Genomic DNA, 24250 nt, shown 5'->3' with positions numbered 1-24250 from the left:
CGTGACGCTTTTATTTCGTTGGGGAGAATGCCGCCATGGCCCACGAACTCTACACCCGCACCAACCAGAAGATTTACTTCGCCGGCCTGTCGCTTGAAGCACTTGCAAGGGCAGAAGACGGGCGTGCGATGAATGCTCCGGCGCTGGTCCAGGCTGGGCGTGAATCAGTGCTGTTTCATCTGTACGGTGCCTTGTTGGGCCTCTGCCATGAAATCGCCGGGTTCTATCGCTTGCCCCAGGCAAATGCCGCGCGGGCTGAGCTGATATTGACGCCTGAGGTATTGGATAACCTTGCGATTCCCGAGCTGGCGGAAATGGTCGAGCTGGCGCAAAACCGGGAAACCTGGCTGGCCAAGCTACTCGAGGCGCATGCTGCTTTATTCCAGCCGCCACGGGCCCCGCGCAAACCGAAAGGTGACGTCACCCAGCCGTTGATCGTGGCAGTCAATCTTGACGAGCAAGAACCAGAGCCGGAGCTGAGTCGGGAAGAATTGGAGAGCTGGCGCCAGAACCTCAAAAGCCTGGCTATTCGCTTCCGTGAAGGGCTGAACGAGTGCTGATTTTCATTCGCCTCGTGATGGCCGCCCATAACGCTTGGTCAAGATCCTGAGCGAAGCCTGGCCGATGACTATATAATCCCCGCCTTTCGTGGAGAACAGACTTTTATGCCTACGTCCTTTCTAGAAATTGTCGAACTTCCTGATGGTCGCATTGAGCTGCGCAGGGCTGAAGATGAGGGTTCTCTGGTTACCCTGAACTTCTCCGAGGATGCCAAGGTGTTCCTCCAGGGCCAGCATGTCGAGGTCGCCAAGGCGATGCTTAGCGTGGGCGTCCAGATGGCAGGTCGCCTGGTTGAAGGCGAATTCAACAAGGAAGAGGGGCCGCGGGTTCTTCATTGATCCCCGCCTGTCGGTTTTTGAAACAATGTGACGGATCTGGCTTCTCTCTTCTGGAGAAGCCCTGCGTTAATCCTAGCCCAATCGAATATTCAGGCTTTGCGCATCCCCAGTCCGCGCAGCGCTGATCAACTGTTGGCGCGCGGTAGCGGTCAAGGGATTGAGCCAGCTGACCACCGTATGACTGCGTCCCAGGCGCAACGCTTCGCAGGTCAATTGCTGGGCGCTTTGGCTGCCGCGTGGTTGCAGCAGCAGGATTCGCTCGCGATTGAGGCCGGCATCTCGCAACCAGGCCTGCGTAACGCTGGCGGGCGGCGCGATCAGCGTGAGCCAGCGAGCATCCTGGTCTTGGCTGAGTTCCCTCAGGATCGGCGCCAGCAGGTTCAGGCAATTTCCCGCCGCACCACGCAACGACAGCTCGCTGAAGGCTTCGGGTTCAACGCCCCAGGGCGACTCGATGACCTCTTTCAGGGCTGGAGCCAGCGGTTGGGCCATGAATGCCTCGAACAGCGGTAGTTGTGTGTGCTGTGGTGTGTGAGGAAATTGCATAAAGCCTCCTTTAGCGGCGAATGACGCCAACGCTCAAGCCTTCGATAACCAGGTCCTGGTCTTTCAGGTCCACTTCGATGGGGGCGAATTCCGGGTTCTCGGCGATCAGCCAGACTTTGCTGCCTTCGCGCTTGAACCGCTTGACGGTGACTTCGTCGCCGATCCGCGCTACCACAACTTGGCCGTTACGAGCTTCACGTGTGGTGTGGACTGCCAGCAGGTCCCCGTCGAAAATGCCGATGTCCTTCATGCTCATGCCGTGCACGCGCAGAAGGTAGTCGGCCCTTGGGTGAAAGAAAGAAGGGTTGATGTTGCAGGACTCCTCGACGTGTTGCTGGGCGAGGATAGGGGCGCCAGCCGCCACGCGGCCAATGATCGGCAGGGTGGTTTCGTCGGCCTTGGCTTCGAAGCCTGGGATGCGAATGCCTCGTGACGCCCCGGGCGTCATCTCTATCGCACCCTTGCGGGCCAGCGCCTTGAGGTGCTCTTCGGCCGCATTAGGGGACTTGAAACCCAATTCCTGAGCAATTTCCGCACGAGTCGGCGGATAACCGTTGTCTTCTAGGCAGCGTTTGATGAAGGCCAGAATCTCTGCTTGGCGTGGCGTCAGCTTTAGCATATCGATCGCTCTGTCTTTTTATACAGTGACTGGGATTATATACAGTGCGAGCCGCTTGGCAATCCTCCTTTTTTGGCTGGGCTGCCGGACGGTTGAGTGGGCCGCTTCAAGGGGTGGCGCTACAGCTTGTCAAAGGTGTGGTTAAATAGCTGACCGAGCGTTCGCAAAATGCCCCGGCAGGCTTGACAATCCCCAGGCTGAAACGTATGTTTCAAACAAGTGTTTGTCAGGCGGAGTAGCCATGGCCCAGTCGGAAACCGTTGAACGCATTCTCGATGCTGCCGAGCAATTGTTCGCGGAAAAAGGTTTCGCTGAAACCTCTTTGCGTCTGATTACCAGCAAGGCCGGGGTGAACCTGGCTGCGGTGAATTACCATTTCGGCTCGAAAAAAGCCCTGATCCAGGCGGTTTTCTCGCGGTTTCTCGGGCCGTTCTGTATCAGTCTCGATCGCGAACTGGAGCGTCGCCAGGCCAAGCCTGACGTCAAGCCCTCGCTGGAGGAACTCCTTGAGATCCTGGTCGAGCAAGCCCTCGTAGTCCAGCCCCGCAGCGGTAACGACCTTTCCATCTTCATGCGCCTGCTGGGCCTGGCCTTCAGCCAGAGCCAAGGGCACTTGCGGCGTTACCTGGAAGACATGTACGGCAAGGTGTTTCGTCGCTACATGCTGCTGGTCAACGAAGCGGCGCCGCGAATACCTCCTATCGAATTGTTCTGGCGCGTGCATTTCATGCTCGGTGCCGCGGCATTCAGCATGTCCGGCATCAAGGCGTTGCGGGCGATTGCCGAGACCGACTTCGGTGTGAATACCTCTATCGAGCAGGTGATGCGCCTGATGGTGCCGTTCCTGGCAGCAGGCATGCGCGCCGAAAGCGGTGTCACCGACGAGGCAATGGCTGCAGCACAGCTGCGTCCGCGTAGCAAATCGACGCCGGCACTCGCCAAGGCTTGAGCACACGGGTGGGCGCGGCTGGCTACATCCGCTAAGCTAGCCGCCCATGCCGATCCGCCTTTTGAATTCCTATCCAAACCCATCGCCTATGCGCGACCTGTCGGGCCGTCAGCCTGGCGGCGCCATCGTGCATGCGTCGCTACATGCATCCACCGCTACTGAAAAGGAACTGTTATGACTGCTGCCCTTCAAGGCTCGTTGATGGTGGACGTCGCCGGAACCTGGCTGACGGCTGAAGATCGCCATCTGTTGCGTCAGCCCGAAGTGGGTGGGCTGATCATTTTTGCTCGCAACATCGAGCATCCTCGCCAAGTGCGCGAGCTGAGTGCCTCGATCCGGGCCATTCGTCCCGAACTTTTGTTAGCGGTCGACCAGGAAGGCGGCCGGGTTCAGCGCCTGCGCCAAGGCTTCGTACGTCTGCCGGCGATGCGGGCCATCGCTGATAACCCGAACGCCGAATACTTGGCCGAGCAGTGCGGCTGGATCATGGCCACCGAAGTGCTGGCGGTCGGCCTCGATTTAAGCTTCGCCCCCGTGCTGGACCTCGATTACCAACGCAGTGCGGTGGTGGGAAGCCGTTCCTTCGAGGGCGATCCCGAGCGCGCCGCGTTGCTGGCCGGTGCCTTCATTCGTGGCATGAACGCTGCCGGGATGGCGGCCACCGGCAAGCATTTCCCAGGGCACGGCTGGGCCGAGGCAGACTCCCATGTCGCCATTCCTACTGACGAGCGCAGTCTCGAGCAGATCCGTGCCCATGACTTGGTACCGTTTGCCAGGTTGAGCAAGCAACTGGCGGCCGTCATGCCGGCCCACGTCATTTATCCCAAGGTGGATGCCGGTCCTGCCGGGTTTTCCCGCCGTTGGCTGCAAGACATCCTGCGCGGTGAGCTGCAGTTCGATGGCGTTATCTTCAGCGACGATCTCTCCATGGCCGGCGCCCATGTGGTCGGTGATGCCGCCAGCCGGATCGAGGCTGCGTTGACGGCAGGTTGCGACATGGGGCTGGTGTGCAACGACCGCGCGGTCGCCGAATTGGCCTTGAGCGCAGCCCAGCGCTTGAAGGTCATGCCTTCGGCGCGGATTGCCCGCATGCGCGGCCAGGCCTTTGCCGGCACCGAGTACCGTCAGGATCCACGCTGGTTGACCGCCATCGGCGCGTTGAAAGCCGCCCAACTGATTGATTGAGGATGTTTTGATGACCGTTTATGCAATTATCGGCGGCACCGGCCTGACCCAGCTGGAAGGCTTGACGCTGCGCCAATCCCTGGCGGTAGAGACGCCCTACGGCACGCCATCGGCCGAGGTGCAGATCGGTGAATACGCCGGGCGCGAGGTGCTGTTCCTGGCGCGCCATGGCCATCCTCACCGTTTCCCGCCTCACCAGGTCAACTATCGCGCCAATCTCTGGGCGCTCAAGCAGGCGGGAGCCGAGGCCATCCTGGCGGTCAACGCCGTGGGTGGGATCCACGCCGCGATGGGGACCGGGCATTTTTGCGTGCCCCATCAATTGATCGATTACACCAGCGGTCGCCAACACACTTACTTTGCCGATGACCTGGACGCGGTGACCCATATCGATTTCAGCTATCCCTACACGGAGTTGCTGCGCCAGCGATTGATTGCGGCTTTGGCGGCCGAAGGCTGTGGCTACAGCAGTCACGGTGTCTACGCCTGCACCCAAGGACCGCGCCTGGAAACCGTGGCCGAAATTGCCCGCCTGGAGCGCGATGGCTGCGATATCGTCGGCATGACCGGCATGCCTGAGGCGGCATTGGCTCGGGAGCTGGAGTTGGATTACGCCTGCCTGGCGCTGGTGGTGAACCCGGCGGCGGGCAAGTCCACCGCTGTGATCACCATGGCTGAGATCGAGCAGGCTTTGCATGACGGGATGGGTAAGGTGAAGTCGACCTTGGCACGGGTGTTGATGGCGGGCTAAACCAACTTGGTTGACCCGGAAATAACCTGGTGGGAACGAGCCTGCTCGCTCCCACATGAAAATGCTTAACGCTTTTCCAGCTTGTCCGGCAGCGGCGCGAATAGCGCCTCGATGTCTTCGTTCTGCAGTTTCCAATCCCCCGCCACCCGCCCATCCAGCACGCCGGCCGCCAGGTCGGATTTTTCCTTCTGCAGCAGCTGGATCTTTTCTTCTACCGTGCCGCGGGCAATCAGTTTGTATACGAACACCGGTTTTTCCTGGCCAATGCGATAGGCGCGGTCAGTGGCCTGGTTTTCGGTGGCGGGGTTCCACCAGGGGTCGTAGTGAATCACGGTGTCGGCTTCTGTCAGGTTCAAGCCTACGCCACCGGCCTTCAGGCTGATCAGAAAGATCTGACGCTTTCCGCTTTGGAATTCCTTCACTGGCGTGCGTCGGTCCCTGGTCTGGCCGGTCAGGATGGCGTATGCCACCCCGCGCTTTTTCAGCTCATCTTCAATCAGCGCCAGCATGGAAGTGAACTGTGAAAACAGCAGCACCCGTCGACCTTCTTCGAACAACTCTTCGAGCATTTCCATGAGGCTGTCGAGCTTGCCCGAGGTGCTGCCGCGGGCGGGCAGGGTGGCGTCGCTGATCAGGCGCAGGTCGCAGCACACCTGGCGCAGCTTCAGCAGTGCCTCGAGGATGATGATCTGGCTGCGTGCCACGCCTTTGCGGGTGATTTCGTCGCGTACCTTCTTGTCCATCGCCAGGCGCATGGTTTCGTAGACGTCCCGCTGGGCGTCGCTGAGCTCCACCCAATGGATGATCTCGGTCTTGGGCGGCAGTTCGGTCGCCACTTGCTCCTTGGTTCGGCGCAGCAGAAAGGGCTTTATCCGACCGTTGAGGTGTTGCAATCGTACGTCGCTGCCACGTTTTTCGATGGGTACGCGGTAGTCGCGATTGAAGCTCTTGACGTCGCCGAGCCAGCCCGGCAGCAGGAAATGAAACAGCGACCAGAGTTCACCCAGGTGGTTTTCCAATGGCGTACCGGACAGGCACAACCGTTGCCGGGCATCCAGTTCCCGGGCGGCTTGGGCGGCTTTGCTGGTGGGGTTCTTGATGTACTGGGCTTCGTCGAGGATCAATACGTGCAGCGGCTGCGTCTTGAGGCGTTCGACATCCTTGGGCAGTAACGCATAGGTGGTCAGGATCAAGTCATAATCGGCCAGGCGCTCGAAGTGTTTCTTGCGTCCTGCACCGTACAGGGCCAGTACCTGGAGCTGCGGAGTGAAATGTGAGGCTTCGTCGAGCCAGTTGGGGATCAGGCTCGTCGGCATCACCACCATGCACGGCCGATCGAGGCGCCCGGCATTTTTTTCGCTGAGGATGTGCGCCAGCGTCTGTAGGGTTTTGCCAAGCCCCATGTCATCCGCAAGAATGCCACCGACTTCCAGTTGCCGTAGCGACTGCATCCAGCTCAAGCCTTCGAGCTGGTAGGGCCGCAGCGTTGCGTTCAAGCCCTTCGGCGCGGTGGCAGTGTAATCCTTGATGTCGCGCAAGCGTTGGGCGAGGCTGCGTATGTGTTCGCCACCTTCCCAGCGCAGCGGCATGTCTTGCAACGGGTTCAGGCGCAGGGCGTCGGCGCTGTTGAGGCGCAGCTTGGTGGTGCCGGGCTCTTGCAGGTAGAACTCGCCCAGGGTCGCCAATACCGGCTTCAACCGCCCGTAGGGCAGGGCCACTTGCTGCGGGCCGAATTCCGAGTTGGGACGGTGCGGCAAGTTGACCAGGATAAGTTCGTCATCGCGGCGCCTGGCCAAGCGTTCCGGGTTGAACAGCTCGATGTGCGAGCGCATCAGGTTCAACAGGATCGGTAGCAGGCTCAATCGCTCGCCGTTGACAATAATGCCCAACTCCAGATCGAACCAGTCCCGCTCCGGGGTTTCCTCGACCGAGGCGTACCACTCGTCCACCGCCGTCAGGTCGAAGCCAAAGTCTTCGTCGATCTGCAATTCCCAGCCTTGGTTGCGCAGCTTCGGCAGGTCGTTGAGGGTAAAGGTCAGCCAAGCGCTGTCGTTGACCATTTCGTACAGTTCGCCGGCGCTCTCCGGCAAGGCCTTGCTTTGTCGGGTCGCGATTTTGAAGCCGAGGATTCGTAGCTGTTCGCGGTAGGACTGTTCCACATCGGTTTGGCGTTTTATCCGCAGCGTCTGGGTTTCCTGGCGAATCAGTACGTCGGTGTTGCGCTGGCCGCTGACGTACTCGTCCAGATAACTGAAGGACAGGGCGGCGCGGTGCTGGATGTAGCGCTGCATCTTGCCGTTGCGCGGTTCGAAGGCACTGAACTCGACACTCGCCAGCCATAGTCGTGGCACCGGCTGCACGTTTTCCACCAAGACTTGCGGCGGGGCCTTGGGGCTGCGGTTGTCCAGCACCGCCTGGAGTTTCTCCAACATCTGGGCGTCTTTTTCCGCAGCAGGATAAGCCAGGGTTTCCTGGACTTGCAGCAGCACCGCCGCGCAATGCTTGCAGTTGATGCGCACCGGGCAGGAGCAGGCAGCATCAAGCAGGATCAACGTGCCTTTGGCCGACTCCTTGAGGCGAATGGTCTGGCGATAGACGCTGCCGCCCGATCCCTCGCAACTGGCGATGATCGTGCTGTCGCCGGCCTCGACGATCCTGACGCGGTTTTCCAGCGCGTATCGGCGCCCACGCTCCAGGCTTTGTTCCTTGAATCGATTGACCCAGGAAGGTGCCAGCGGTTTGCTCAGGGGCGAGGGCATGGGCGCGCCGATCAGTCTGGAATGACGTCAGGAGCCTGCCGTGGCGCAGGCGCGGTCAACGACGTGATCTTGATCAGCAAGCCGAGATGGCCATTATCGAGGAAATTCAGCTGGCCATTCTTGGTATGGCTCTGCTGTTTCAGGCGCTCGCTGGCCGTGACCAGGCCATTGGCGTCGATCTGGTTGATCCAGAAGTCGGCGTCCACGTCGGTGAAGCGGCCGAGTTTGAGTTCCAGGGTGCCTTCGATGGGAAACTGGCCGAACTGCTCGGCGCCGTCGCTGACGGCAATCTTGCGGCCCTGTTCGCCCAGGTTCTGTTGCCAGGCCTTGTGCATCAACACGGTGTACTGACCGCTGGCGTTGAGTTTTTCGACGATGTTGCCCAGCGCCGGCGTACGCTGGCTATCCTTGCCCAGGCGTTGCGCGCCGGCGTCCCAGTCTTCCGGTGCGGCGCGGCTGATAATGGCCGGCTCGGCATTCTGGCGGACCAGGATCATTTCGACCTGATACAAGTCGTCGGCAACCGCCAGTGGAGCGATCAGCGTCATCAACAACATCAAGGAGTGAAACAGGCGCATTGGGCGTCCTTCAAGCAGTGGTCGGATTGAGGCGCTCGAACAGCGCCTCTACGGTATTGAAGCGCTCTTCCGGGCGTTCCATGGGCACCATGAACTTGAACATCGTGGCGCCTTCGAATTTGTAGCGTTTGGGTTGGCCCTGGATCAGCTTGATCAGCACCAGCGGATCGACCGGGGTCTGGGCCTCGAATTCGATCCGGCCGCCGTTGGGCCCGCCGTCGACTTTCTTGATGCCCAGTTGTTCGGCCTTGAGCTTGAGCAGCGTGGTGCGCACCAGGTTCTTCGTCGGTTCCGGTAGCAGGCCGAAGCGGTCGATCATCTCCACTTGCAGGTCCTTCAGGCCTTCCTCGTCGGAGGCCGAGGCAATGCGTTTGTAGAGAATCAGGCGTGCGTGGACATCCGGCAGATAGTCCTCGGGGATCAGCGCCGGCACCCGCAGGTTGATTTCCGGTCCGCCGCCCAGGGGTTGGTCGAGGTTCGGCTGCTCGCCCTTGCGGATCGATTTGACCGCGCGTTCGAGCATCTCCATGTACAGCGTGAAGCCGACGGCCTGGATCTGGCCGCTCTGGCCATCGCCGAGCAATTCGCCAGCGCCACGGATTTCCAGGTCGTTGGTGGCCAGCACGAAGCCTGCCCCCAGATCTTGAGTGTTGGCGATGGCTTCCAGGCGCTTCTCCGCGTCCGGGGTGATCTGCTGGCGCGGTGGCGTCAACAGGTAGGCATAGGCTTGGTGGTGACTGCGTCCCACCCGGCCGCGCAACTGGTGCAACTGGGCCAGGCCGAACTTGTCGGCGCGCTCGATGATGATGGTGTTGGCGCTCGGTACGTCGATGCCGGTCTCGATGATGGTCGAGGCGATCAGCACATTGAAGCGCTTGTGATAGAAGTCGCTCATCACCTGTTCGAGTTCGCGCTCGCGCATCTGCCCGTGACCGATGCCGATACGTGCTTCCGGCACCAGCTCGGCCAGGTCGGCGGCGCATTTCTCGATGGTCTTCACGTCATTGTGCAGGTAATACACCTGACCACCGCGCAGCAACTCACGCAGCAGGGCTTCCTTGACCGTGCTCTTGTTCTGCTCCATGACGAAGGTGCGCACCGACAGGCGCCGGGCCGGCGGCGTGGCGATGATCGACAGGTCGCGCATGCCCGAAACCGCCATGTTCAACGTGCGCGGGATCGGCGTGGCGGTCAGGGTCAGGATGTCGACTTCGCTGCGCAGGGCCTTGAGCTGTTCTTTCTGGCGCACGCCGAAGCGGTGCTCTTCATCGATGATCACCAGCCCGAGGTTCTTGATCTTCACATCGTCCTGCAGCAGTTTGTGCGTGCCGATAACGATGTCGATCTTGCCTTCGGCCAGGTCGGCCACGGCGGCGTTAACTTCCTTGGCGGACTTGAAGCGGCTCATCACTTCCACGGTCACCGGCCAGTCGGCGAAGCGGTCGCGGAAACTGTTGTAGTGCTGCTGGGCGAGCAGGGTGGTCGGCACCAGGATCGCCACCTGCTTGCCGCCGTGCACGGCAATGAACGCAGCGCGCATCGCCACCTCGGTCTTGCCGAAGCCGACGTCGCCGCAGACCAGGCGGTCCATGGGTTTGGGCGCGAGCATGTCGGCGCGCACGGCTTCGATGGTGGTCTGTTGGTCGACGGTTTCTTCGAACGGGAAACCGGCGCTGAAGGTTTCGTAATCGGCTTTCGGGTCGGCGAAGGCGTAACCTTCGCGAGCGGCGCGGCGGGCGTAGATGTCCAGCAATTCCGCCGCCACGTCGCGCACCTGTTCGGCGGCCTTGCGCTTGGCTTTCTGCCAGGTTTCCGAGCCGAGGCGATGCAGCGGGGCCAGGGCGTCATCGCTGCCGGTGTAGCGGGCGATCAGGTGCAGGTTTGCCACCGGCACATAGAGTTTCGCGCCTTCGGCGTATTCGAGGGTCAGGAACTCGGCGGCCTGGTTTTCGATTTCCAGGGTCGCCAGGCCCAGGTAACGGCCCACGCCGTGATCGATATGCACCACCGGCGCGCCTTCACGCAGTTCGGTGAGGTTCTTGATGACCGCGTCGTTGGCGGCGTCGGCGCGCTTCTCGCGGCGGCGACGCTGCATGACGCGCTGGCCGAACAGCGGGCTTTCGGCCACCAGGGCAAGGGCGGGATCGTCAAGGACCAGGCCGTCGTTGAGCGGCGCGATTGTAATCGCCAGCCGATCCTTGCCCGAAACAAAATCAGGCCAGCTGTCGACGGTCTTCGGGCGCAGCTTCAGGCGTTCGAGCAGTTCCAGCAATACTTCGCGGCGGCCGGCGGACTCGGCGGTAAACAGCACGCGGCCAGGGAATCCATCGAGGAAACCGGCCAGGGCTGCCAGCGGTTGCGTGGCCTTGGCTTCGATTGCCAGGTCGGGCAAGGGCTTGGCGGGGAAGCGTTCACGGCCGACGCCGGTTTCCACGTCCTGCTGGCTCGCCACCACGCGCGGCCAACTCTTCAGGCGGGCGAAGCAATCTTCCACCGGCAAGAACAGCTCGGCGGGCGGCAACAACGGACGGGAGGGGTCGACACGACGTTCTTCGTAGCGATTGCGCACGTCGTTCCAGAAATTTTCCGCAGCCTGCTCGATGCCCGGCAGGGAAAAGACCTGGGTGTCCTGAGGCAGGTAATCGAACAGCGTGGAGGTTTCTTCGAAGAACAACGGCAAATAATACTCGATGCCGGCCGGGGTGATTCCGCTGCTCAGGTCCTGGAAGATCGGGCAACGACGGAAATCCACGTCGAAACGTTCGCGAAACCGCGCTTTGAAGCGGGTGACCGCGTCTTTTTGCAGCGGGAATTCCTTCGCTGGCAGCAGGCGGATCGACTGGACCTTGTCGATGGAACGCTGGTTTTCCGGGTCGAAGGTGCGCAGGGTCTCGATCTCGTCATCGAACAGGTCGATGCGATACGGCAGTTTACTGCCCATCGGGAACAGGTCGATCAGAGCCCCGCGCACCGTGAATTCGCCGTGCTCGTAAACGGTATCGACGTAGCGGTAGCCACTGGCCTCAAGCCGAGTGCGCATTTGTTCGACGTCGAGCTTCTGGCCGATGTCCAGCACCAGGCTGCTGCCCAGCAGAAATTGGGTCGGGGCCAGGCGATGTAGGGCTGTGGTGATGGGCACTACCAAAACGCCATGACTGAGCTCCGGCAGCCGATAAAGGCTGGCGATTCGCTGGGAAATGATGTCCTGGTGCGGCGAAAAAAGGTCGTAGGGCAGGGTTTCCCAGTCCGGGAAATGCAGTACTGGCAAATCCGGGGCGAAGAAACCCAGTTCCTGTTCCAGCCGCTCGGCGCTTTGGCTGTCGGCAGTCAACAACAGGGTGAAGCGCTTTGCAGCGCTGGCGGCCTCGGCGATAGCCAGGCTCAGGGCGGCACCGGGCAGGTTGCCCCAGTGCTGTTTACCTGCCGCGGCAGGGAGAAGCGGAAGACGCAGAACGGGCACGGAAGGTTGAGCTCCAGCGTTGCGACAAAGTCGACAATTGTAGCGGGGGAAGTGCCCGGCTGTCAGTCGCGGACTACGCTGTCAGAACGCAAAACCACGGCGCGACGGGCGCGCATTGCTCCGCAGAGGACTCGGCGGCATAATGTAGCCCCTTTTTTCAGCCCCTACATGTGGAAGGTTACCGTGACTCAGAAGCCCGACCAGTGTCTTGGTGAATGGATTGATCGTGAAGCACTCGCAGAAGCGATGATCCCTCTCATCGGTCAGCTCTACCGCAATAACAACGTGGTGAGCTCGATCTATGGCCGCAGCCTGATCAACCAGTCTGTCATCGCGATCCTCAAGGCCCACCGCTTTGCTCGCCACCGTTCTTCCGACGACAGCGAACTCTCCGTCCACGAAACATTCCCCCTGCTCAAGGCCATGAGCGAGCTCAAGCTCGGCGCGGCTTCGGTAGACCTGGGCAAGTTGGCGTTCAAATTCCGTAGCGAAGCCAATGGCCGTAGCGCCGAGCAGTTCGTTCGCGAAGAAATGGCTGACGTGGTTGGCCAGCAAAACGCTTCGCCCCGCAAGGGCACCGACGTGGTCCTGTACGGCTTCGGTCGTATCGGCCGCCTGCTGGCGCGCATCCTGATCGAGAAAACCGGTGGTGGCGACGGCCTGCGCCTGCGTGCCATCGTCGTGCGCAAAGGCGCCGAGAATGACCTGACCAAGCGCGCCAGCCTGCTGCGTCGCGATTCGGTCCATGGTTCGTTCAATGGCACCATTACCATCGACGAAGAAAACAACACCATCACCGCCAACGGCAACCTGATCCAGGTGATCTACGCGAAGAATCCGACCGAGGTGGATTACACCCAGTACGGCATCAAGGACGCACTCCTGGTGGACAACACCGGCGTATGGCGTGACGCCGATGGCCTGGGTCAGCACCTGGCCTGCCCGGGTATCGACCGCGTTGTCCTGACCGCGCCTGGCAAGGGCAAGCTGAAGAACATCGTTCACGGTATCAACCACAACGAAATCACCGCTGACGACAAGATCGTGTCCGCCGCCTCCTGCACCACCAACGCCATCGTGCCGGTGCTCAAGGCCGTGAACGACAAGTTCGGCATCATCAACGGTCACGTCGAAACCGTTCACTCGTACACCAACGACCAGAACCTGATCGACAACTTCCACAAGGGCGATCGCCGTGGCCGTAGCGCCGCGCTGAACATGGTCATCACCGAGACCGGTGCCGCCACTGCTGCCGCCAAGGCCCTGCCTGAGCTGGCCGGCAAGCTGACCGGCAACGCGATCCGTGTACCGACGCCGAACGTGTCGATGGCCATTCTCAACCTGAACCTCGAGAAAGCCGCGACTCGCGAAGAGATGAACGAGTACCTGCGCTACATGGCGCTGCACTCCGATCTGCATAAGCAAATCGACTTCGTCAACTCGCAGGAAGTGGTGTCCACCGACTTCGTGGGCTCGCGCCACGCCGGTGTTGTCGACGCCGAAGCGACCATCGTCCAGGATAACCGCGTTGTCCTTTACGTCTGGTACGACAACGAGTTCGGCTACAGCTGCCAAGTGGTTCGCGTGATGGAAGACATGGCTGATGTGAATCCGCCTGCGTTCCCGCGCTAAGCCTTAGCTGCAAATGAAAGCGCCCCGACTTGTCGGGGCGTTTTGTTGTCTGGGATTTGTCAGGCGCCGCCAACGGCAGAAGCCTGGGCGGTCCGCAATTCATGGCGATTGCCCCTGAACAGCACCAGCGTCGCAATCAAACCCAGCACCGCCGCACCGCTGAGCCAGATCCCCGGTGCGGCCTTGTTATCCAGCACATGGATCAAATAGGTGCAGGCCGCCGGGGTAAACCCGCCGAAGGTGGCGGTGGCGAGGCTATAGGCCAGGGAAAAACCGGTGGTGCGTACCTCGATCGGCATGATTTCCGTCAAGGCGACCACCATGGCCCCGTTGTAGGATCCGTACAGGAACGACAGCCACAGCTCGACGATCAGCAAATGGCTGAAACTGGGGTTCGCCACCAGCCAGGACAGTGCCGGATAGGCGGTCAGGATTGCCAGGACAGTGGCGCCGAGCAGCAGCGGTTTGCGTCCGATCTTGTCGGAAAAGGCGCCCATCACTGGTAGCCAGAAGAAGTTAGACAAGCCGATGCACACCGTCACCAACAGCGCGTCCAAGTCTGAAAGGTTCAATTCGGCCTTGCCGAATGTTGGTGTGTAAGCCGTGATCAGATAGAACGACACCGTGGTCATCACCACCAGCGCCATGCCGGCCAGGACGATGCCGAAGTTCTGACCAATGGAGCGGACAATTTCCGACAGGGTCGGGCGATGTTTTCTGGCCTGGAATTCAGGCGTTTCCTCCAATGAGCGGCGAATTGCAAAGATGACCGGCACGATCAAGCAGCCGACCAGGAACGGTACACGCCAGCCCCATTCGCCCATTTCCTGCGGGCTCAGCCAGTGATTGAGACCGACGCCCAGCAGGCCGGCGAATACCACTGCGGCCTGTTGGCTGGCCGACTGCCAACTGACAAAAAAGCCCTTGCGCCCCGGCGTGGAGATTTCCGCCAGGTACACCGACACCCCGCCCAGTTCCACGCCAGCGGAAAAACCTTGCAGCAATCGTCCCAGCAGCACCAGCAACGGTGCCGCCACGCCCAACGTGGCATAACCCGGCACGCAGGCAATCAACACCGTGCCGGCGGCCATCATGGCCAGGGTGATGATCAGGCCTTTGCGGCGACCGTGGCGGTCGATGTAGGCACCAAGGAAGATCGCGCCCAGTGGGCGCATCAGGAACCCGGCGCCGAACGTGGCCAGGGATAGCATCAGCGAGGCGAAGGCGCTGTCGGTCGGGAAGAACGTCTTGGCGATGGCAGTGGCGTAGAAGCCGTAGACCATGAAGTCGAACATCTCGAGGAAGTTGCCGCTGACGACGCGGAAAATCGCCTTGCCGTTGCTCGTTTGGGAAGACATGTATAGGTACTCACTCTGGCCAATCTTGTAGGGAAGCATTGCTCGCTGCGGGAGCGCTGTAGCCCATAATGGCTGGCGCGGTTTTGAGGGGAGATGAAGATTTGTTAACTAGACGATGGATTGGGCTTGTGATGCTGGCCGGCGTGTTGTCCGGTTGCGGTAACGGCGACACCCTTGAACGCTTCGATGGCCCGACCATGGGTAGTCGCTATTCGATCCAGTACGTCAGGCATGTCGCCACACCCGGCCCGAAAGTGGTGCGGGGCGAAGTGGAAAAGATCCTCGCCGAAGTGGATCAGCAACTGTCTACCTATCGCAGCGACTCGGACATCGAGCGTTTCAATACGCTGCCTGCCGACAGTTGCCAGGTCATGCCGGACCCGGTTCTCGAGCTGATCCGCGCAGGCGCGCAACTGTCTTCGCAAAGCGACGGTGCCTTCGACTTGACGGTTGAGCCTTTATTGAACCTATGGGGATTCGGTCCGCAGTCCCGGGAAGAAAAGGTGCCAAGCGCTGAGGCCCTGGCCGAGGCTCGTCAGCGTGTTGGTCATAAACACTTGCGCATTGAGGGCGACCGGCTGTGCAAGGACGCCGCGGTGGAAGTCGACTTCAACAGTATCGCTGCGGGCTATGCTGTTGACCGCATCGCCGCCAGGCTCCAGGCCCTTGGCATCGACAGTTACCTGGCCGAGGCCACCGGTGAACTCAAGGCTGTCGGGCGCAAGCCGGACGGGTCACCCTGGCGCATCGCCCTGGAAGAGCCACGTGACGACCGGCAAGTGGCCGAGCGCGTCATCGAGGTCAACGGCTACGGGGTTTCGACGTCAGGTGATTACCGAAAATATTTCGAGCAGGGCGGCAAGCGTTATTCCCACACCTTCGACGCGCACACGGGGGCGCCGGTCCTACACAACCTGGCGTCAGTCACGGTGATTCATCCTTCAGCGATGATGGCCGATGGACTATCGACGCTGTTGCTGATTCTGGGTCCTGAACAGGCTTGGGACTATGCCCAGGAACATGGCATCGGAGTATTTTTCGTGTTGCGGGACAACGACCGTTTTGTCGTTCGAACAAACGATGTGTTTGAACGGATGAGTCTCGGAAAAAACCAATGATGACAGCGGCCTGAAAGGTAAGATGTGGCAAAAACTAGCCTACGACGCGACCAAGGGGTAATGTGCGCGGCGTTGAAGCTTCTATAGACTGTGGCCGGGCTCGTGAACCGGTCCCAAATTGTTCCTTCATGCCGCCGGCCGGCATGATTTAGCTGTCGGTGCCAAGCGTGGCATCGCGGCCTGTTCTGAGGAGTATGCATGGCTGTCTACAACTACGACGTGGTGGTACTGGGTTCCGGCCCTGCTGGGGAAGGCGCGGCAATGAACGCGGCCAAGGCAGGGCGCAAGGTGGCGATGGTCGACAGCCGTCGGCAGGTCGGCGGCAACTGCACCCACCTGGGCACCATCCCGTCCAAGGCCTTGCGTCACTCGGTCCGGCAGATCATGCAGTTCAACACCAACCCGATGTTCCGAGCCATCGGCGAGCCGCGCTGGTTCTCCTTCCCCGACGTGCTCAAGAGTGCCGAGAAGGTCATTTCCAAGCAAGTGGCCTCGCGTACCGGCTACTACGCCCGCAACCGCGTGGATGTGTTCTTCGGTACTGGCAGCTTTGCCGACGAGCAGACGGTCGAAGTGGTCTGTGGCAACGGCGTGGTCGAGAAACTGGTGGCCAAGCACATCATCATCGCTACCGGTTCGCGCCCGTATCGCCCGGCCGACATCGATTTCAACCATGCGCGTATCTACGATAGCGACACCATCCTGAGCCTGGGTCACACCCCGCGTAAGCTCATCGTCTACGGTGCTGGCGTGATCGGCTGCGAATACGCGTCGATCTTCAGCGGCCTGGGCGTGCTGGTGGAGCTGGTGGACAACCGCGGCCAGTTGCTGAGCTTCCTGGATTCCGAGATTTCCCAGGCCCTGAGCTATCACTTCAGCAACAACAACATCACCGTGCGCCATAACGAAGACTACGATCGCGTCGAAGGCGTCGACAACGGCGTGATCCTGCACCTCAAGTCCGGCAAGAAAATCAAGGCCGACGCCTTGCTCTGGTGCAACGGCCGCACCGGCAACACCGACACCCTGGGCCTGGAAAATATCGGTGTGAAAGTCAACAGCCGTGGCCAGATCGAAGTCGACGAGAACTACCGCACCTGCGTGCCGAACATCTACGGCGCCGGTGACGTGATCGGCTGGCCGAGCCTGGCCAGTGCCGCCCACGACCAGGGCCGTTCGGCCGCTGGCAGCATTGTCGACAACGGTAGCTGGCGTTTCGTCAACGACGTGCCGACCGGCATCTATACCATTCCGGAGATCAGCTCGATCGGCAAGAACGAGCAGGAACTGACCCAGGCCAAGGTGCCTTACGAAGTGGGCAAGGCCTTCTTCAAGAGCATGGCGCGTGCGCAGATCGCCGGCGAGCCGCAAGGCATGCTGAAAATCCTCTTCCACCGCGAGACGCTGGAAGTGCTGGGCGTGCACTGCTTCGGCTACCAGGCTTCGGAGATCGTGCACATCGGCCAGGCGATCATGAACCAGCCGGGCGAACTGAACACGTTGAAATACTTCGTGAACACCACGTTCAACTACCCGACCATGGCCGAAGCCTATCGGGTAGCCGCCTACGATGGGCTCAACCGGCTTTTTTGAGCGGCTCCGGCCGGTGGCCTGAGCCGGCCGGGGAGACCGATTTCAGCAATTCTCGAGGGTGGCAGTGGCCAAACCGGGAAAGTCTGTAATCAGGCTGTCAGCGCCAAAATCGGCGAGCCTGCGCATGAGCGCGGGCTCGTTGACCGTCCATACCGACACATGCAACCCCTGGCGCTGCGCCTTGATCAGGCGTTCCGGCGTGCACAGGGTCCAGTTCAACGCCAGAATCTCGCAGCCGTAGCTCTGGGCGACCTTCAATGGGTCGAGCCAGGCGTATTCGGCCACCAGTCCACGGGAAATGTCCGGGGTCAGGTCCAGGGCTGCCTTGAGCACTTCCCGGGAACTGGAGGTGATGGTGATCTTGTCCAGCAGGCCGAAGCGTTGGGCCATCTCACGAATGCCCAGCACGGTGGCGGCGGCGCGGGTACGTGACGCGCTTTTCACTTCGAGCTGCCAATGCTCGAAGTCGCATTTCTCGAACAACTCTTCCAGTCGCGGAATCGGGCATGGCTTGATCCAGCCCGGGCCACCCTTGCGCGCATCGTAGGTCACCAGTTCGGCAGCGGTATGTTCGACTACCTTGCCCCGGCGATCCGTGGTGCGCTTGAGGGTCGGGTCGTGGATGACCATCAACTCGCCGTCCATGGACAGGTGCAGGTCCAGCTCGCAACGACGCACGCCGTGCTTGAGACATTCCTGGAAACCGGTGAGGGTATTTTCCGGTGCTTCGCCCTTGGCGCCGCGGTGGCCATAAATGAGGGTCACGGTTCTTCCTTATTGGTGCCAGATTCGTTCAGTTCACGGGCCAGGCGCCGTTCTTGCGCCTGTTTCTGCAAGATATAGCGGGCCAGCAATTGACGCTGGGCGTCGGTCGGGTGTTCAAACTCGGTGCCGATGTCGTAGCCGCCACCCTTCGGATCGCAATGGGTGACCCGCGCCCGCAGCAACAGACCGAGGGCCTGGGGCATCAGCACCAGCTTGATCGACAGATGCGCGCCGACAGCGACGGGGGTGGGGTACTGGAAGTCGATGCCGCCTTCGGAAATGATCACCGGCTGCGGTTCGCCGATTTCGCCGAGTACCGTCACGGCGATGACCTGGCTGAGCAGGTCGATGCGTTTGTTCATGGCCTTGAGGTACGCCGCGATGCTGCGCTCGCGCTCGCTGATCTGGCGCAACAGGTGCTGTGACTCGAATTCGCTCAGGTGCAGTTCGCTGAGCAGATTGAACAATGGGGATTCATCCTGCAACACTTCCTGGCTGGCAGCTTCAGGAATGGACAGGGGCCGAATTTCCAGTGCGATCGTGTCCTCGATACGGTAGTATTCGCGGCGATCTTCTTCATCTAATGTCGACATGGCGAACCCATGGTAGCGGCGGTGGTCTGAGTGTAAAGCTGGTTTGTGACCCCCGCCACAAGGACGTTCCTTTTCCCTCCGAACAAGCCCCGACATGTTCAGACCTCTCTTCGTATTCATCGGCACGCGTTATACCCGTGCAAAGCGTCGCAATCATTTCGTATCGTTCATTTCCCTGACGTCCATCATCGGACTGGCCCTTGGCGTGGTCGTGATGATCGTCGTGCTGTCGGTGATGAACGGCTTCGACCATGAAATGCGTACCCGCGTGCTTGGCATGGTGCCCCACGCGACACTCGAAACCGGCGAAGCCATCAGCGATTGGCCGAGCCTGGCCTCCAGGGTCAAGCAGAACCCGCAGGTGCTGGCCGTTGCGCCCTTCACCCAGATGCAGGGGCTGCTGACCAACGACGGCAAGGTCTCCAAGGTCTTGCTCAATGGCATCGACCCCGGGCTGGAGCGGCAGGTGTCGATCATCGACAACTTCATGAAGCAGGGCAAACTCGACGATCTGGCGCCGGGCAGTTTCGGCATAGTGATCGGCGACAAGGCCGCGGCCAAGCTCGGCGTGGCCATCGGCGACAAGCTGACCTTCGTCGCGCCGGAAGTCACCGTCACCCCGGGCGGCATGTTCCCGCGTATGAAACGCTTCACTGTCGTTGGCATTTTCCATGTCGGCGCCGGCGAGCTCGACGGCTACCTGGGCGTGACCAATCTTCAGGATCTCGCCCGCCTGCATCGTTGGAAGCCGGACCAGGTCCAGGGCCTGCGGTTGAAGTTCGATGACCTGTTCCAGGCGCCGCGTGTTGCCTGGAACATTGCCCAGCAGCTTGGCGAAGACCGTTATTACGCCCGGGACTGGACCCGCACCCACGGCAACCTGTACCAGGCGATCCGCATGGAAAAAGCCATGATCGGCCTGCTGTTGTTGCTGATCGTTGCCGTTGCGGCGTTCAACATCATTTCCACGCTGGTGATGGTAGTGAACGACAAGAAGGGCGACATCGCCATCTTGCGTACCCTCGGTGCCACGCCGGGGCAGATCATGCGCATCTTCATGGTCCAGGGCACGGTCATCGGCGTCATCGGTACGGTCGTCGGGGCCTTGGTCGGGATGTTCGCTGCGCTGAACGTGAGTGCCGCGATTGCCGGTCTCGAAACCCTGATCGGGCACAAGTTTCTCAACGCCGACGTGTACTTCATCGACTACCTGCCATCGCAGTTGCAGGCCGACGATGTGTTGATGGTCTGCGGCGCCGCGTTGGTCCTGAGTTTCCTCGCCACCCTGTATCCAGCCTGGCGTGCCGCGCGCACCCAGCCTGCGGAGGCGTTACGTTATGAGTGAGTCGGGCATGAGTGAAAAAGCAATCTTGAGCTGCCGTAACCTGGGCAAATCCTACGAGGAAGGTCCGGAGTCGGTGGTGGTGTTGTCGGGCCTGCAACTGGAGCTGCACCCTGGCGAGCGCGTGGCGATTGTCGGCACCTCCGGGTCGGGCAAAAGTACCTTGCTCAACCTGCTGGGCGGCCTGGATACGCCGACCGCCGGCAGTGTCTGGCTGGCCGGCGAAGAACTGTCGGCTCTGAACGAGAAGGCCCGGGGCCTGCTGCGTAACCGTTCCCTGGGTTTCGTCTACCAGTTTCATCATCTACTGCCCGAATTCACCGCACTGGAGAACGTCTGCATGCCGCTGTTGATCGGCCGCACGGCGATTCCCGAGGCCCGGCAGCGCGCTACGGCGTTGCTGGAGCGGGTAGGGCTGGGCCATCGCCTGGAGCACAAGCCGGCCGAGCTGTCCGGTGGCGAGCGCCAACGCGTGGCGATTGCCCGCGCCCTGGTCAACAAGCCCGGCCTTGTGATGCTCGATGAGCCGACCGGCAACCTCGATTCCCATACCGCCCAAGGTATCCAGGACTTGATGCTGGAGCTCAGCACCTCGATGCGCACGGCGTTCCTGGTGGTGACCCACGATATGAACCTGGCCCGCCAGATGGACCGTGTCCTGCATTTGCAGGAAGGTTGCCTGACGCCTATCTGACCGACCGAAACCCGGTGCTTGCCGCAAGTGCCGGGTCTTTTATTTTCATACGGTGCCCAGCGAATGTTCAGACCGTTATCGATTTTCATCGGCACGCGCTATACCCGCGCCAAGCGTCGCAATCGCTTCGTGTCGTTCATTTCCATGACCTCGATGATCGGCCTCGCCCTTGGCGTATTGGCGATGATCGTCGTGCTGTCGGTGATGAACGGCTTTCAGCGTGAAATGAGCTCGCGCATCCTTGGCATGGTTCCGCATGCCACGATCGTTGGCGTAAACCCGATCGACGATTGGCAGCCGGTGGCCGCCGCCGCGCTGAAGAATCCCGAAGTCACCGCGGCCGTGCCGTTTACCGAGATGGAGGGGATGCTGAGCCATAAAGGTTCGATGCAGCCTATCCAGATCAGTGGCGTGGACCCGGCTCAGGAAGGCAAGGTGTCCATCGTTGCCCAGCACATTGTCCAAGGGCGCCTCGATGCCCTGAAGCCGGGTGAATTTGGCGTGGTGATCGGCGAAATCACAGCACGGCGGTTCCGCCTGAATGTCGGCGACAAACTGACGTTGATCGTGCCGGAAGTCAGCACCGCGCCGGGTGGCATCACTCCGCGAATGCAGCGCTTGAATGTGGTGGGTGTGTTCAAGGTCGGCGCCGAGCTGGACGGCTCCATGGCGCTGATTCACCTGGCCGACGCCGCGCAGATGCAGCACTGGCAGCCGAACCAGGTGCAAAGTGTGCGCCTGGCGGTGAAAGATTTGTACGCGGCGCCGAAGGTTTCCGGTGACATCGCCGCCGGCCTTGGCGCGGATTATAAGGCTGATGACTGGACCCACACCCAGGGCAGTCTCTTCAGCGCCATGAAAATGGAAAAGACCATGATTGGCTTGCTGTTGCTGATGATTGTCGCGGTGGCGGCGTTCAACATCATCGCCACGCTGATCATGGTGGTGAACGACAAAGGCGCGGACATCGCCATCCTGCGCACCATCGGCGCGACGCCGCGGCAGATCATGGCGATCTTCATGGTCCAAGGCACGGTGATCGGCGTCGTTGGCACGCTGATCGGTGGCGTGCTGGGCGTGATCGCGGCGTTGAACGTCAGTGCGCTGGTGGGTTGGCTGGAACGTGTCAGCGGCCAGCACATCTTCAGTTCCGACGTGTACTTCGTCAGCAACCTGCCGTCCGAGCTTCAGCGTGGCGACGTGGTGTTGATCTGTTCTGCCGGGTTCATCCTCAGCTTCCTCGCCACCGTATACCCGGCCTGGCGCGCGGCCAAGATCGAACCGGCGCAGGCGTTGCGGTATTCCTGAGCCGGTTTGCTGGACCGGCTTTTGTTGCGAGGGGGCAAGCTTCCTCGCCACGGGGGATTGAGTACGGCCTCAATTATTTTTGGGCAACTCAATCACAAACCGCGTCCAGCCATCGGCCGATTCGCAGCGGATTTCCCCACCGTGGGCACGGACGATCGAGCGAGTAATGGCGAGCCCCAATCCAGCATGTTCGCTGCTGCCTTCCTGGCGGGCCGGGTCGGTGCGGTAGAAACGGTCGAACAGGCGCGGCAGCAGATCAGCTGGAATCCCCTCGCCACTGTTTTCCACGGCCACCCTCACTCCTTGAGCCTCATCGACAATTCGTACGCGCACTTCGCCGTCAGCCGGGGTGAAGCGCAGGGCATTGTCCAGCAGGTTGGAAAGGGCCCGGCGCAGCATGTTGCGGTCACCCTCGATCAGGCTTTCCCCATCGCGACCCAGGCGTACGTTGGCGTCCTCGGCCAGGGGCGCGAAGAAGTCCAGCAATAGGTCCACTTCCTCGGCCAGTTGCAGCGGTTCGCGGTGCAGCGCCAACAATCCATGGTCGGCCTTGGCCAGGTAGAGCATGTCGTTGACCAGTTGCGCCATCCATTGCAGCTCTTCCAGGTTGCTGTGCAGGGCTTCGCGATAGTCCTCCAGCGAGCGCTCGCGGGTGAGGGTGACTTGGGTGTGGGTCAGCAGGTTCGACAGTGGCGTGCGCAATTCATGGGCGATGTCGGCGGAAAACGCCGACAGACGCTGAAACGCGTCGTCGAGGCGTCCGAGCATGTCGTTGATGCTGTGGGCCAATTCCGCCAGTTCGGCAGGCATATGCTCTTCCGGCAGGCGGGAATTGAGGGAGCGGGCCGAGACGCTACCGGCGATGGCGCCCATGCGCCGCAAGGGACGCAAGCCCCGCCGGGCCGCCCAAGCGCCGAGCAGGGCGGTGGCCAAGGCCGAGAGGCCGACGGTCAGCCAGATCAGGCGTTGCATGCGCTGCAGGAAATGCTGGTGATGGGTGATGTCCAGCAGCAGCGTCAGTTGGGCCGCATCCGGGCGGTCGGGGTACAGCGGTGCGCTCAGTGTCCGGTAGTTGTTATCGGCATCGTCGAGCGTTGACAATCCGGTGCGTTCAGGCACTTGGGGCGGGATCCGAATCGAGCCATGCCAGCGCTCGCCATTGGCGTCCCTGATGCGCAAGGCGAGGTCCGCCCGACGACTCAGCTCCTCCTCGAGGCGAACTTGCGGATCATGGCCGTGAGCGTCTTGCAGGGCGCGACGTACGCCGAGCAATTGTGTTTCGAGCAATTGCTGGTCCAGTTCGACGAAGTGTGCCTCGCTGCCTCGGCTGAACAGCACCCCGGCGAACAGCGACACAATGGCGGTGCAGGCGGCGAACAGCAGCGCCAACCGGTTGCTCAATGACCACCGACGGCTCACAGGCTGCGCTCTTCGAGCACGTAGCCCATGCCGCGCACGGTGTGGATCAGCTTGTTGGGAAACTCATCATCGATCTTGATCCGCAGGCGCCGAATCGCGACTTCGATGACATTGGTGTCGCTGTCGAAATTCATGTCCCAGACTTGCGAGGCAATCAGCGACTTCGGCAGCACCTCGCCCTGGCGCCGCAGCAGCATTTCCAGCAAGGCGAACTCCTTCGCTGTCAAATCGATGCGCCGGCCGCTGCGTTCCACGCGACGGCGGATCAGGTCCAGGCGCAGGTCCGCCAGTTGCAGGCTGGTTTCCTGGGTCGCCGAGCTGCCTCGGCGCAACAGGCTGCGCACCCGGGCCAGCAACTCGGAGAAGGCGAAGGGCTTGACCAGGTAATCATCGGCTCCCAGTTCCAGGCCATGAACGCGATCCTGTACGGCATCGCGCGCCGTCAGGAACAGTACGGGCGTGTCCAGGCCGGCCCCGCGTACGGCTTGCAGAATCTGCCAGCCATCGCGACCCGGCAACATCACATCGAGGATCAGCAGCGCGTATTCACCGCTCAGGGCCAACTGCTGGCCGGTGATGCCGTCGGCCACCAGGTCGGCGTTGAACCCGGCCTCGCTCAAGCCTTGGCGCAGGTATTGGCCGGTTTTCAGTTGGTCTTCGACGATCAGCAATTTCATGGGCG

The 24250-nt window shown here is 61.2% G+C and carries 21 protein-coding genes; 11 read left to right on the top strand and 10 right to left on the bottom strand.

What is annotated here, in order from left to right:
* The first annotated feature begins 35 nt into the window (after positions 1-35).
* Both J3P79_RS17430 and J3P79_RS17425 read left to right on the top strand, forming a co-directional pair.
* A complete protein-coding gene (locus J3P79_RS17430; protein WP_434604576.1) occupies positions 36-560 on the top strand; it encodes a DUF6586 family protein in 525 nt (174 codons plus the stop codon).
* A gap of 105 nt (positions 561-665) precedes the next feature.
* Entirely contained in the window at positions 666-899 is a 234-nt protein-coding gene (locus tag J3P79_RS17425; protein WP_003183419.1) for a hypothetical protein, read from the top strand.
* A gap of 72 nt (positions 900-971) precedes the next feature.
* Here J3P79_RS17425 and sulA read toward each other — a convergent pair whose 3' ends face one another.
* Both sulA and lexA read right to left on the bottom strand, forming a co-directional pair.
* Positions 972-1445, bottom strand: coding sequence for an SOS-induced cell division inhibitor SulA (gene sulA, locus J3P79_RS17420; protein WP_434604574.1), 474 nt, complete (start codon positions 1443-1445; stop codon positions 972-974).
* Between the two features lie 10 nt (positions 1446-1455).
* Positions 1456-2064 (bottom strand): transcriptional repressor LexA, encoded by a 609-nt coding sequence (lexA, locus tag J3P79_RS17415; protein WP_039589083.1) that lies wholly within the window; start codon positions 2062-2064, stop codon positions 1456-1458.
* Between the two features lie 241 nt (positions 2065-2305).
* Between lexA and J3P79_RS17410 the strand changes: the two genes are divergently transcribed.
* The 3 genes from J3P79_RS17410 (at position 2306) to J3P79_RS17400 (ending at position 4949) form a co-directional block, all read left to right on the top strand.
* The gene (locus tag J3P79_RS17410) at positions 2306-3013 is read left to right on the top strand and encodes a TetR family transcriptional regulator (RefSeq protein WP_434604571.1); all 708 of its coding nucleotides are present in this window, start codon (positions 2306-2308) and stop codon (positions 3011-3013) included.
* A 174-nt stretch (positions 3014-3187) separates the two neighbouring features.
* Positions 3188-4198, top strand: coding sequence for a beta-N-acetylhexosaminidase (nagZ, locus tag J3P79_RS17405; RefSeq protein WP_434604569.1), 1011 nt, complete (start codon positions 3188-3190; stop codon positions 4196-4198).
* 10 nt (positions 4199-4208) lie between these two features.
* Positions 4209-4949: an S-methyl-5'-thioinosine phosphorylase gene (locus tag J3P79_RS17400; RefSeq protein ID WP_434604567.1), complete on the top strand. Its 741-nt coding sequence runs from the start codon at positions 4209-4211 to the stop codon at positions 4947-4949.
* Positions 4950-5014: 65 nt separating this feature from the next.
* On the opposite strand, the gene J3P79_RS17395 is transcribed toward J3P79_RS17400, so the two are convergent.
* The 3 genes from J3P79_RS17395 to mfd are packed head-to-tail and all read right to left on the bottom strand — an operon-like array spanning position 5015 to position 11746.
* Positions 5015-7708: a DEAD/DEAH box helicase gene (locus J3P79_RS17395; protein WP_434604565.1), complete on the bottom strand. Its 2694-nt coding sequence runs from the start codon at positions 7706-7708 to the stop codon at positions 5015-5017.
* 11 nt (positions 7709-7719) lie between these two features.
* Entirely contained in the window at positions 7720-8286 is a 567-nt protein-coding gene (locus tag J3P79_RS17390; protein WP_434604563.1) for a CsiV family protein, read from the bottom strand.
* 10 nt (positions 8287-8296) lie between these two features.
* Entirely contained in the window at positions 8297-11746 is a 3450-nt protein-coding gene (gene mfd, locus J3P79_RS17385; RefSeq protein ID WP_434604561.1) for a transcription-repair coupling factor, read from the bottom strand.
* A gap of 168 nt (positions 11747-11914) precedes the next feature.
* Between mfd and J3P79_RS17380 the strand changes: the two genes are divergently transcribed.
* Entirely contained in the window at positions 11915-13378 is a 1464-nt protein-coding gene (locus J3P79_RS17380) for a glyceraldehyde-3-phosphate dehydrogenase (protein ID WP_434604558.1), read from the top strand.
* 59 nt (positions 13379-13437) lie between these two features.
* On the opposite strand, the gene J3P79_RS17375 is transcribed toward J3P79_RS17380, so the two are convergent.
* Complete coding sequence (locus J3P79_RS17375; RefSeq protein ID WP_434604556.1) at positions 13438-14736, bottom strand: MFS transporter; 1299 nt, start codon at positions 14734-14736, stop codon at positions 13438-13440.
* Positions 14737-14867: 131 nt separating this feature from the next.
* On the opposite strand from J3P79_RS17375, the gene J3P79_RS17370 reads away from it, so the two are divergent.
* On the top strand, positions 14868-15854 hold the full coding sequence (locus J3P79_RS17370; protein ID WP_434611521.1) for an FAD:protein FMN transferase: 987 nt from the start codon (positions 14868-14870) through the stop codon (positions 15852-15854).
* Positions 15855-16052: 198 nt separating this feature from the next.
* Complete coding sequence (gene sthA / locus J3P79_RS17365; protein WP_003183399.1) at positions 16053-17447, top strand: Si-specific NAD(P)(+) transhydrogenase; 1395 nt, start codon at positions 16053-16055, stop codon at positions 17445-17447.
* A gap of 42 nt (positions 17448-17489) precedes the next feature.
* Here the strand turns inward: sthA and J3P79_RS17360 are convergent, their stop codons facing one another.
* Complete coding sequence (locus J3P79_RS17360; RefSeq protein WP_003199672.1) at positions 17490-18212, bottom strand: glycerophosphodiester phosphodiesterase; 723 nt, start codon at positions 18210-18212, stop codon at positions 17490-17492.
* Positions 18209-18805 carry a PilZ domain-containing protein gene (locus J3P79_RS17355; RefSeq protein ID WP_434604554.1) on the bottom strand — a complete coding sequence of 199 codons (597 nt, stop codon included), beginning with the start codon at positions 18803-18805 and terminating at the stop codon, positions 18209-18211. Before J3P79_RS17355 ends, J3P79_RS17360 begins: the two co-directional genes overlap by 4 nt.
* A gap of 94 nt (positions 18806-18899) precedes the next feature.
* On the opposite strand from J3P79_RS17355, the gene J3P79_RS17350 reads away from it, so the two are divergent.
* The 3 genes from J3P79_RS17350 (at position 18900) to J3P79_RS17340 (ending at position 22149) form a co-directional block, all read left to right on the top strand.
* On the top strand, positions 18900-20150 hold the full coding sequence (locus tag J3P79_RS17350) for a lipoprotein-releasing ABC transporter permease subunit (protein ID WP_434604552.1): 1251 nt from the start codon (positions 18900-18902) through the stop codon (positions 20148-20150).
* Positions 20151-20157: 7 nt separating this feature from the next.
* The gene (gene lolD / locus J3P79_RS17345; RefSeq protein ID WP_162843734.1) at positions 20158-20841 is read left to right on the top strand and encodes a lipoprotein-releasing ABC transporter ATP-binding protein LolD; all 684 of its coding nucleotides are present in this window, start codon (positions 20158-20160) and stop codon (positions 20839-20841) included.
* Positions 20842-20904: 63 nt separating this feature from the next.
* The gene (locus J3P79_RS17340; RefSeq protein WP_434604550.1) at positions 20905-22149 is read left to right on the top strand and encodes a lipoprotein-releasing ABC transporter permease subunit; all 1245 of its coding nucleotides are present in this window, start codon (positions 20905-20907) and stop codon (positions 22147-22149) included.
* A gap of 69 nt (positions 22150-22218) precedes the next feature.
* On the opposite strand, the gene J3P79_RS17335 is transcribed toward J3P79_RS17340, so the two are convergent.
* Entirely contained in the window at positions 22219-23568 is a 1350-nt protein-coding gene (locus tag J3P79_RS17335) for a heavy metal sensor histidine kinase (protein WP_434604548.1), read from the bottom strand.
* Entirely contained in the window at positions 23565-24245 is a 681-nt protein-coding gene (locus J3P79_RS17330; RefSeq protein WP_434604546.1) for a heavy metal response regulator transcription factor, read from the bottom strand. Before J3P79_RS17330 ends, J3P79_RS17335 begins: the two co-directional genes overlap by 4 nt.
* Positions 24246-24250: the final 5 nt, after the last annotated feature.

This window comes from Pseudomonas sp. R1-7, assembly GCF_051132105.1.
In the GTDB taxonomy this organism is placed as follows: domain Bacteria; phylum Pseudomonadota; class Gammaproteobacteria; order Pseudomonadales; family Pseudomonadaceae; genus Aquipseudomonas.
Note: the sequence above shows the minus strand (reverse complement) of the source record. Positions and strands in the feature narration are given on the sequence as shown.